The sequence below is a fragment of the Photobacterium makurazakiensis genome (assembly GCF_050336715.1).
GTDB lineage: Bacteria > Pseudomonadota > Gammaproteobacteria > Enterobacterales > Vibrionaceae > Photobacterium > Photobacterium makurazakiensis.
The window spans coordinates 1-9055 of record NZ_JAKJSJ010000108.1; the positions used below are offsets into that span (position 1 = coordinate 1).

8 protein-coding genes are annotated in these 9055 nt (G+C 41.4%); 4 read left to right on the forward strand and 4 right to left on the reverse strand.

Going from position 1 to position 9055, the window contains the following annotated elements:
* The 4 genes from L4D09_RS27995 to L4D09_RS28010 form a co-directional block, all read left to right on the forward strand.
* Positions 1–1016, forward strand: a 1016-nt coding sequence (locus L4D09_RS27995; protein ID WP_428460822.1) for a DctP family TRAP transporter solute-binding subunit, incomplete at its 5' end; no start/stop codon positions are given.
* Between the two features lie 104 nt (positions 1017–1120).
* Complete coding sequence (locus L4D09_RS28000) at positions 1121–1594, forward strand: TRAP transporter small permease (RefSeq protein ID WP_428460823.1); 474 nt, start codon at positions 1121–1123, stop codon at positions 1592–1594.
* A gap of 25 nt (positions 1595–1619) precedes the next feature.
* Positions 1620–2924, forward strand: coding sequence for a TRAP transporter large permease (locus L4D09_RS28005; RefSeq protein ID WP_428460824.1), 1305 nt, complete (start codon positions 1620–1622; stop codon positions 2922–2924).
* Between the two features lie 236 nt (positions 2925–3160).
* Positions 3161–3319 carry a hypothetical protein gene (locus L4D09_RS28010; RefSeq protein ID WP_428460825.1) on the forward strand — a complete coding sequence of 53 codons (159 nt, stop codon included), beginning with the start codon at positions 3161–3163 and terminating at the stop codon, positions 3317–3319.
* 99 nt (positions 3320–3418) lie between these two features.
* On the opposite strand, the gene L4D09_RS28015 is transcribed toward L4D09_RS28010, so the two are convergent.
* The 4 genes from L4D09_RS28015 to L4D09_RS28030 all read right to left on the reverse strand — a co-directional run bounded on the left by L4D09_RS28015 (position 3419) and on the right by L4D09_RS28030 (position 9016).
* Positions 3419–4105: a TSCPD domain-containing protein gene (locus L4D09_RS28015; protein WP_428460826.1), complete on the reverse strand. Its 687-nt coding sequence runs from the start codon at positions 4103–4105 to the stop codon at positions 3419–3421.
* Between the two features lie 13 nt (positions 4106–4118).
* Positions 4119–6269 carry an adenosylcobalamin-dependent ribonucleoside-diphosphate reductase gene (locus L4D09_RS28020; protein ID WP_428460827.1) on the reverse strand — a complete coding sequence of 717 codons (2151 nt, stop codon included), beginning with the start codon at positions 6267–6269 and terminating at the stop codon, positions 4119–4121.
* A 407-nt stretch (positions 6270–6676) separates the two neighbouring features.
* Positions 6677–7720, reverse strand: coding sequence for a porin (locus tag L4D09_RS28025; protein ID WP_428460828.1), 1044 nt, complete (start codon positions 7718–7720; stop codon positions 6677–6679).
* A gap of 672 nt (positions 7721–8392) precedes the next feature.
* Positions 8393–9016, reverse strand: a complete 624-nt coding sequence (locus tag L4D09_RS28030; protein WP_428460829.1) for a thiol:disulfide interchange protein DsbA/DsbL — start codon at positions 9014–9016, stop codon at positions 8393–8395.
* Positions 9017–9055: the final 39 nt, after the last annotated feature.

Sequence of the window (9055 nt, forward strand, 5' to 3'; positions counted from 1 at the left end):
ATAATATACTGAGTATGGTTAAGGGTAAGTGTTCAGCCAAGCTGCTTTCTATTACGTTAATAGCCATTTGTATGAGTTTATCGGCGCAAGCTAAAACTTATCGCTTGTCACATAACGTGTCTAATACAACGACTTGGCAGCAAGGTGCGGAAAAATTCAACCAGTTATTGCAACAAGGAAGTAATGACAAGCTGAAAGTAAGAATATTCCCAAACTCAGTGCTAACGGGTGGTGATCAGATTAAACAAGCCGAAATGTTAAGTGTAAGCAAAATTGATTTCATTTTAACTTCAGCAATTAATGTGACACCACTAATTCCAGAAATGGCAGTGTTTTCTCTGCCTTATCTTTTCAATGACTATCAAGCTGTAGATAAAGCTATTCAAGGTGAAGGGGGTAAAGTCATTGAGCAGATCGCTTTAGAAAAAAACATCATTATTTTAGCGTGGGGTGAGAATGGTTTTCGTGAGCTGACGAACAGCACCAAACCGGTTTATTCGCCCGATGATTTGAAAGGTATGTCGGTACGTGTTGCTGGCCCTATGTATATTGATGTATTTAAAGATCTGGGTGCAAATCCACAGCAAATTCAATGGGCTGAAACTTTCTCTGCATTGCAGCAAGGGGTAGTTGATGGTCAAGAGAACCCAGTCGGTGCGATTATTGTTCCGCAACGACTGTATGAAATCCAAAAGAACATCACCCTTTGGCATTACTCTTATGATCCAATCTTCCTCGCGGTCAGTCGTAAAGTTTGGGACAGTTTGGATAACGACACTCAGAACATGGTCGCTAATGCTGCCAATGAAGCGATGGAATATCAGATAGAAATATCTCGTAAGATGACAGCGGATGGCGTACAAATCCTTAAGGATGAAGGAATGACCGTTGTTGAATTGGACGCTGAGCAGATTGACGCCTTCAGGCAGAAAACTTTACCGTCATTTAATAAATGGAAAGATCTTGTTGGTGATGACATTGTGAAAATATTCGAAGATGCCATTGCTGCAAATTAATTGAAAATAGAAAAATGAAATGTAAATGAGCCCACATCTGTGGGCTTAGTATTCAATTTTATCTGACGATAGTCGTATCGGCCATAAACAGTTTGGAAAAGTATATGGGTAATAACGTTAGAATTATATGGGATCGTTTGGAAGAGGTTATTTGTTTTGTCACATTTGTAGTGATGCTAGTTTTAGGTTTTTCAAATGTCGTTGTACGCAGCCTTACTAATTTCTCTCTTGCGTCTACACAAGAAGTCGTTATTAACGGTATGGTGGTATTAACTCTGTTCGGTGCAGCTATTGCCATTAAACGAGGTCAACTACTTGCAGTTGGTTTCTTGATGGATAATTTAAGTGATCGATATCGAAGATGGCTGCAGGTAGGTATTTCTGTTGCTGTCGTTTTTACCTTGTTACTTATGTTCTATTTTATGCTCGATCTGCTGGTTAACCAATACAAGTCACAAATAACGTCAAGTGCCTTGCAAGTGAAGGTTTGGTATTACACGGCTTTGCTACCATTAGGCTTCATTTTGATGATTGTCCGCCAAATAGAGTGGCTTTCAATTCAGTTGCGTTGTAAATAATACTAATAATATCAAGGAAGTATTTATGGATATTTCAACCGGAAGCCAGATGATAATGTTGTTTTTCATCTTTATTATCTGTGGTATTCCTGTTGCATTTTGTTTAGCTCTATCGGCGTTGTTTGCCATGTGGCAAATGGATTTTGGCCTTGATATGGTTGCAGATCTGCTTATTGCTGGTAGCTCAAAATACACCTTATTAGCCATACCGTTTTTTATTTTGGCAGGAAATATTATGGGGATCAGCGGAATAGCCGAACGCATGATCCAATTTTTCCGGGTTTTAGTTGAGAAATTACCGGGTAATATGGGGTTGGTTGGCACTGTAGTATGCTTGTTTTGGGGATCTGTGAGCGGTTCGGGGCCAGCTTCAGTTGCAGCAATCGGACCATTGATTATTAAGGGGATGGTAGAAGACGGTTACAGTAAACCCTTCGCCGCTGGGTTGGTCTGTACCGGTGCGGCACTCTCCTTAATCATTCCACCATCTATTGGGTTGGTGATATATGGTGTGATAGCAGAGACATCGATAAGTAACCTTTTTCTTGCAACGATAGTTCCAGGTATATTGCTAGGCTCATTAATGCTGTTGATGTTGCCATTGTCTCGTTTCTATGCGGATGGTAGTCAGTCTGGGGCTTCAGTCTCTTTGCAAGGCACTGACTCTCATCAACCTTACCTGATGCGTTTATATAAGGCCTTTAGCCATGCTTTTTGGGGGTTATTTACACCAGTACTTATTCTCGGTGGAATATATGGTGGGATCTTCACGCCGACTGAAGCCGCGATAGTCGCTTCAGTATACGCAATTGTGGTGGGGGGGCTAATTTATCGCTCTATCAACTTGAAACAACTCTATCATTCATTTGTTGATTCGGCTTGCTCCTCGGCAGTAGTGATGCTGGTGGTCGCTTTTGCTGGGCTTTTTGGTTGGGTAATCGAGATAGATGGTTTAGTAGGAGACTATTCCGAGGTATTGATTACCATGAGCCAGCATCCTCAGATTATTTTGTTTGTTATTTTGGCGATACTACTGGTAGCCGGTATGTTTATGGATGCGGTTACTATTATGTATATTACTTTGCCGATTTTTTTGCCAGTGGTCCGTTCACTGAATATTGATCTAACCTGGTTTGGTGTACTGCTAATGACAGCGCTATCGATTGGGCTTATCACTCCACCTGTCGGTATCAATCTCTTTGTGGCGGCCAATATTACACATTGTTCTCTGGGTTCTATTGCGAGAGGCGTGATGCCGTTTCTTCTGGTTTCAATATTCGGACTGTGTTTGTTGGTATGGTTTCCACAGATCTCACTATTTTTACTATAAGACTTAAAGATTTTAATTATTTTAAATAGAATCTGAATGTTTAATCTCTCCCCTCTGAGAATGAGAGAGCTTTATAACAAATATGGTTCGGTTCCGATACAGTGATAGGTAGCTATAGACAGCATGAAGTACTTTTTCCCGTAGCGTGTAACTAAGTATGTTAAATCACTGTTTTAAACTTGTTGCATATTGAAGGGGTTGTGATACCTTCTACGTATACACAAAAGGAGATGCACATGGATAGTGTTGTTTTACTTGATAATGGAACTATTGGCGTCGTCGAAGACTGCAATGAAGAATTGCTGAATTCAAATGTAGATGTATTTGAATATGATGATAATGGTAACCGTCATTCCCGCTCAGGGATGGTTGTTGAAATTTTAAGTCATTATTAAATACGCCGTTTCTTTGTAATAGCTCTAATAAAAAAGGATCTGATGTAATCAGATCCTTTTTTGTATGCGTAATCTTTAGCTGGTTATCTTAGCTGAAGATTAACCGCATTTAGAGTCGCCGCAGTTTAAGCAAGTCTGGCAACCATCTTTCACAATCACAGACTTATTGTGGCACTTGTAACATAGCGTTGCACTTGGCGGAAAACTGCTGTTTTGAGACTCGTCATCTTCTTCTTTCTCTGCTAGCTCAGCTTTTTTAGCTTCAAGAAACGCTTGTTGATGCTCATCGACTTCTGGTTTACCCAGCATGCCAATTTCAGTTAAATGAAGCTCAATAATGTTACCAATTTCAGCAATCAGTGAAGGTACGTATTTGCCTTTGTTCCAGTAACCACCACGTGGGTCGAAAACGGAACGCAGTTCTTCAACAAGGAATGTACAATCACCACCTTTACGGAAAACAGCAGACATAATACGCGTAAGCGCAACAATCCATTGATAATGTTCAAGGCTTTTTGAGTTGATAAATACTTCAAAAGGGCGACGAACCTCGTGCTCTGTACCGTCATTGAGCACGACATCATTGATCGTAATGAATAAAGAGTGCTCAGAGATATGCTCAGGTGTTTTTAGTTTATACGTTGAGCCAAGTAGCTTTTCTGGGCGCGGCATACCTTCGTGCATATACTGCACTTCTACTTCGGGTGTTGCTTTAATCGTTGGGACTTCCTGCTCTTGGCTTTTTACCTTGAAACCTACGATTTTGCTGTCGATCTTTTTTACCATGAGAATAGAACCCTTAAAATTTACCGTAATAGCCTTCTTTCAAGGCGTCGTATAGGTTAGCTGCGGTGTGCGTTTCACCATCGTATTCAATTTCTTCGTTACCTTTAGCTTCAAAGGTGGAGCCATCTTCTAGGTTGAACACATAAGTTGTGTTTTCTAGATCCTGCTCTTTAACCAATACGCCTTGGAATACTTCCGGATTAAAGCGGAAAGTTGTACAACCTTTCAACCCTTTATCGTAGGCATCCATATAGATGTCTTTAAAGTCTTCAAACGGAAAGTCGGTTGGTACGTTCGCTGTTTTAGAAATTGAAGAGTCGATCCAACGCTGAGCAGCCGCTTGTACTTCTACGTGCTGGCTCGGTGTAATGTCATCTGCAGTGATGAAGTATTCTGGCAGCATGGTTTCTTCATCAGTGGAATACGGCATCGCTTTTTCATTGATAAGCTGGCGATAGGCTAAAAGCTCGAAGCTGTAAACATCCACGCTTTCTTTCGATTTCTTGCCCGGAACAATGACATTTCGAGTGTAATGATGGGCGAAACTTGGCTCGATACCGTTGCTGGCATTGTTTGCCAACGACAGTGAAATCGTACCTGTTGGTGCAATAGAACTATGGTGGGTAAAACGTGCGCCATGCTCAGCAAGCGCTTTAACCAACTCTGGTTCAACCTCAGCGACTTGTTGCATGTAGCGGCTATATTTAGCGTGAAGAATTTTGCCTTTAACTTTGTCACCAATTTTGATGCCATCGTTAGCCATTTCTGGGCGAAGACGCATCATTTTTGGGGTGATTTCAAACTCTTCATCCATCACCGGCGCGACGCCTTTCTCTTTCGCAAGGCTTAATGCTTCTTTCCAACCAGTAATCGCCATTTCTTGCGCGACTTGCTCGGTGAAAGCAACAGATGCAGCACTACCATATTTGTGCTGAAGCATCGTTGTGGTAGACCCAAGACCAAGGAACCCCATACCATGGCGACGTTTATGCATGATTTCATGACGTTGTTTTTCGAGCGGTAGCTGATTAATTTCCACCACGTTATCAAGCATACGAGTGAAGATTGCAATAACGCGTCGGTATGCATCCCAATCGAATTTGGCGTCTGCCGTAAATGGGTTATGAACAAATTTCGTTAGGTTCACCGAACCAAGCAAGCAAGCACCATATGGTGGTAGTGGCTGCTCACCGCAAGGGTTAGTTGCACGAATATCTTCACAAAACCAGTTATTGTTCATCTGGTTCACTTTGTCGATCAAAATAAAGCCCGGTTCAGCATAGTCGTAAGTAGACGTCATAATAACGTTCCACAAATTACGAGCAGGCATGGTGCGATAGACTTTACAAGCTACATGGCCTTTATCATCTTCAACCAAGTTTTCTTTGGTTGGCCAGTCAGCCCAAACAATGGTGTCATCATTGTAGAGATCAAGACCATCTTGTTTGGCTTCTTTCGCCGTGATAGGGAAGATTAACTGCCAAGATTTATCGTTCTTAACGGCTTCGATGAACTCTTCGGTAATCAGAAGGGATAAATTAAACTGACGTAAGCGGCCGTCTTCTCGCTTTGCGCGGATGAAATCAATGACATCAGGGTGACGAATATCCATAGTACCCATTTGGGCACCACGGCGTCCACCAGCCGAAGAGACGGTAAAACACATCTTGTCATAGATATCCATGAACGAAAGAGGGCCAGATGTGTATGCGCCTGCACCCGAGACAAAAGCACCACGAGGGCGTAACGTCGAAAAGTCGTAACCAATGCCACAGCCTGCTTTTAGGGTTAAGCCTGCTTCATGTACTTTTCCTAGGATATCATCCATAGAATCTTCAACAGTGCCAGAAACGGTACAGTTAATTGTTGAAGTCGCAGGTTTGTGTTCGAAAGCACCAGCATTCGATGTAATACGCCCTGCAGGGATAGCGCCATTACGTAGAGCCCAAAGAAATTCGTTGTACCAGTGTTCTTTGACTTTATCTTTTTCCAGATCAGCTAATGCACGGGCGACACGTTTAAACGTGTCATCAAGCGTGAAATCAATGGCATCTCCATGCTTTGACTTCAATCGATATTTGCTGTCCCAAATCTCCATCGAGGTAGATTGGTACTCAATATCAATTGCTTGAAAGTTTTCCGAAGCTGTCGGGGTTTTCGCCATTATGAATACACCTTAAAGTTTGTTGTTGTCCGGCACGATTGATATAGATTGTGAATAGCTATCTATGTCAGTGGCATTCCGCTGAGCATGGGAATGCGATCGTTTGGCAAGGCGCAGATCAAACCATTTACCCCGATGATCTTCAAGTCTTGACAGGCAGATAATCGGTTAATGTAACTAAACGATAAAACGAGAAGGGTGCTTAGACTTTTTTATTTTAAGAGGAGGTTAAAAAATGTGACGGTATATGAGGAAATAAGAAAAAAAAGGGGGAATTAGCAGTCCCCCCACATATTAAAGAAAATATAATAAGAATCGACAATATTTACACCGGTCTAAATAAGTGAAACGGCTTACCTAGACCTGAATCACTAAGTGCATAATAAAATGCACTTAGCAAATGCTGCTTAGAAGTTGTAACGTACTAGAAGTGCTAGCTCGTCATCCAAGTTGGCACTTGAACCATTTGCATTTTTGCTGCTTGCATCAATTTGGTATTCTGCAGCAAGAATGACTGGGCCTGTGAAGTAAGCAACACCAAGGGTTGCGTAAGCAAACTTAGCTGATGAGTTATCATCTTCAAGTTGGTTATAACCCGCTAGAAGTTGGAACTGGTTAATATCGTAAGAAGCGAAAAATTCCATACCGGTTGCTTCACGAACCATATCATTAGCTGACAAGCCGCCACCAACGAACACACCGCTGTAGTCCTCAGAACTTTGGTGGTTTCGGAATTGGCCGTAGTTAGCCGCTAGGTATAAATCATTATTTTCGTAAGAAAGCACGGCGTTGGCTACTTTTGCATCTGCACGGTCAGAGAACTTAGTCTCGCCATACACACCGCTAACACCTACACCAAAGTCAAAATCATAACCAGCCATGACCTGGTAGCCATAGTCACGCTCGTAATCACTGTTATTATCTTCAAACTGGTACTGAGCACCAACTTGAACACCATAGAAGTTGCCACGGTATTGAACAACGTCATCAGCACGGCCTGTACCATGTACACCACCATCGCCAGAAATACCGTCGTAGTTACCCGCAGTATCACCACCATAAACCCAGAACAAGTCAGTTTTACCTGTTACGTCGTAGTGGATTGACCATGCTTTACCGACAGTGAATTGACCAATACCTTCTTTATCCGCGGTAATATTTCCTAGACGGTTTGAAATATGCGAATCATCGTTACTATTAGCTAGCGCATCGTAGCCCCATTCAGCTTTAGCACCGATATCCCAGCCACTTTGTAATGCATGAGTGAAACCAAAGTTGATACGAGAAGACTGGTTGTTCAGGCTTGAATCACCATCGCTGAATTTAGCACTTGCTGCTAAACGGCCACCAATAGAGAAAGTATTTGTGTCATCATTGTAAACTTCAAGTGCGCTTACTGAAGTAGAAGCCGCTGCTGCTGCCACTGCTAGGGCAATGATCTTTTTGTTCATTTTAATGTGTCCTACATTGAATGTTTATGAGCATTCTCATCCGGAATGCTTGGTTATTATTATTAAAAGTTAGTTCCATGTAGCACCAGTAAAACGTTATCAAAGGTAGCGTAATTAAGATTTTTTAAGCGTTATCTTATTGTTTATATTGGTGTTTGTGGTTTTATTTTATGTTTTTAGAACGTATTTTTCGGTGTATTTATCATCTCCTGAATTCTAAGTAATTCTAAAGCTGAAAAAACCTTGAGAGAGATTCACAATATGAGCGGAATTATGATTTAAATCATAATAAAAGAGGCTTTGTCAGTTAACAGGATCCTCAATGTCTAACTATTTGGTCATATTTTATTGGTTATCAGTAGGAAGTAGACAGGGATAGTTGTGGGGCTTTATTAAGAAAATAATAAGCGAGGAGTTAATAACGTCTTGAGGTGACTCTTAAAGTGACTGAGCGATAAGGTGTTTTAATTTTGTAACGATTCAGTTGGCAGAAGAGGGAGTGTCTTTTATGAGAGTTGGCGAGAAAACGTGATTGATATCCAACGAGTTTAGCTAAATGTTATCGCTGCATTACGCCTTGCATGTTTAATTGAGTAAATCGAAGGAATAAAAAAGCAGCAATAATGATTGCTGCTTTATATAGACATAGCGGTATTGAAGAAAGGTGAAACGTTACTGTAATTCTGAAAGGTAACGAATAGTACCAGCTAGGTCTTCAAGGTTTTCGTGTGCGCTATTTTCTACCAGATACTTACCTTGGACAAGGAAAGCTGGAACAGAATTAATTTCAGCGTTTACGACGAGGTCATTGGCTGCTTGTAACTGCTCATAAACGGCTTGTTTTTGCTCGTCAGTGATTTCAAATGGGCTGGTGATACCAAACTCACCGAATATTTCTCCGAGTTTAGCTTGGCGCGCTTCATCCGTCATATCGTGAGCTGAATCTTGTACATAAGCAAAAAGTGCTTCTTTCATTTCAGGTGACGGTTTTCCGTCCATCTGAATTGCAGCTGTGTAGTAGATATAAGCGGCAATCTGTGCGCTTTCGTTAAAGGTAACATGAACTTGGTCAATATCAACTTCAGCCATTTTCTTAATTTCAGGCAGCATCGTTTCCATGTTACGGCAATGGCCACAGCCTAAAGAAAAGACTTCGACTACATTTGCAGCGTTTTCGGTTGGATTTGGTACAACTGTATAATTAACACCTTCTTGTGGAGTCGTGCTGTCACCACAACCAATAAGGGCTAGCGCCAGTGCAGCTAAAGTCGTAAAGCGAATGATTAGTTTGAACATAATTTTCTATTATTGWGCTTAAAAATACTATTATGGATG

Excerpts from the sequence above, each read along its gene's own strand:
- L4D09_RS28000 (WP_428460823.1), top strand. The coding sequence starts at position 1,121 with ATGGGTAATAACGTTAGAATTATATGGGATCGTTTGGAAGAGGTTATT.
- L4D09_RS28005 (WP_428460824.1), top strand. The coding sequence starts at position 1,620 with ATGGATATTTCAACCGGAAGCCAGATGATAATGTTGTTTTTCATCTTT.
- L4D09_RS28010 (WP_428460825.1), top strand. The coding sequence starts at position 3,161 with ATGGATAGTGTTGTTTTACTTGATAATGGAACTATTGGCGTCGTCGAA.
- L4D09_RS28015 (WP_428460826.1), bottom strand. The coding sequence starts at position 4,105 with ATGGTAAAAAAGATCGACAGCAAAATCGTAGGTTTCAAGGTAAAAAGC.
- L4D09_RS28020 (WP_428460827.1), bottom strand. The coding sequence starts at position 6,269 with ATGGCGAAAACCCCGACAGCTTCGGAAAACTTTCAAGCAATTGATATT.
- L4D09_RS28025 (WP_428460828.1), bottom strand. The coding sequence starts at position 7,720 with ATGAACAAAAAGATCATTGCCCTAGCAGTGGCAGCAGCAGCGGCTTCT.
- L4D09_RS28030 (WP_428460829.1), bottom strand. The coding sequence starts at position 9,016 with ATGTTCAAACTAATCATTCGCTTTACGACTTTAGCTGCACTGGCGCTA.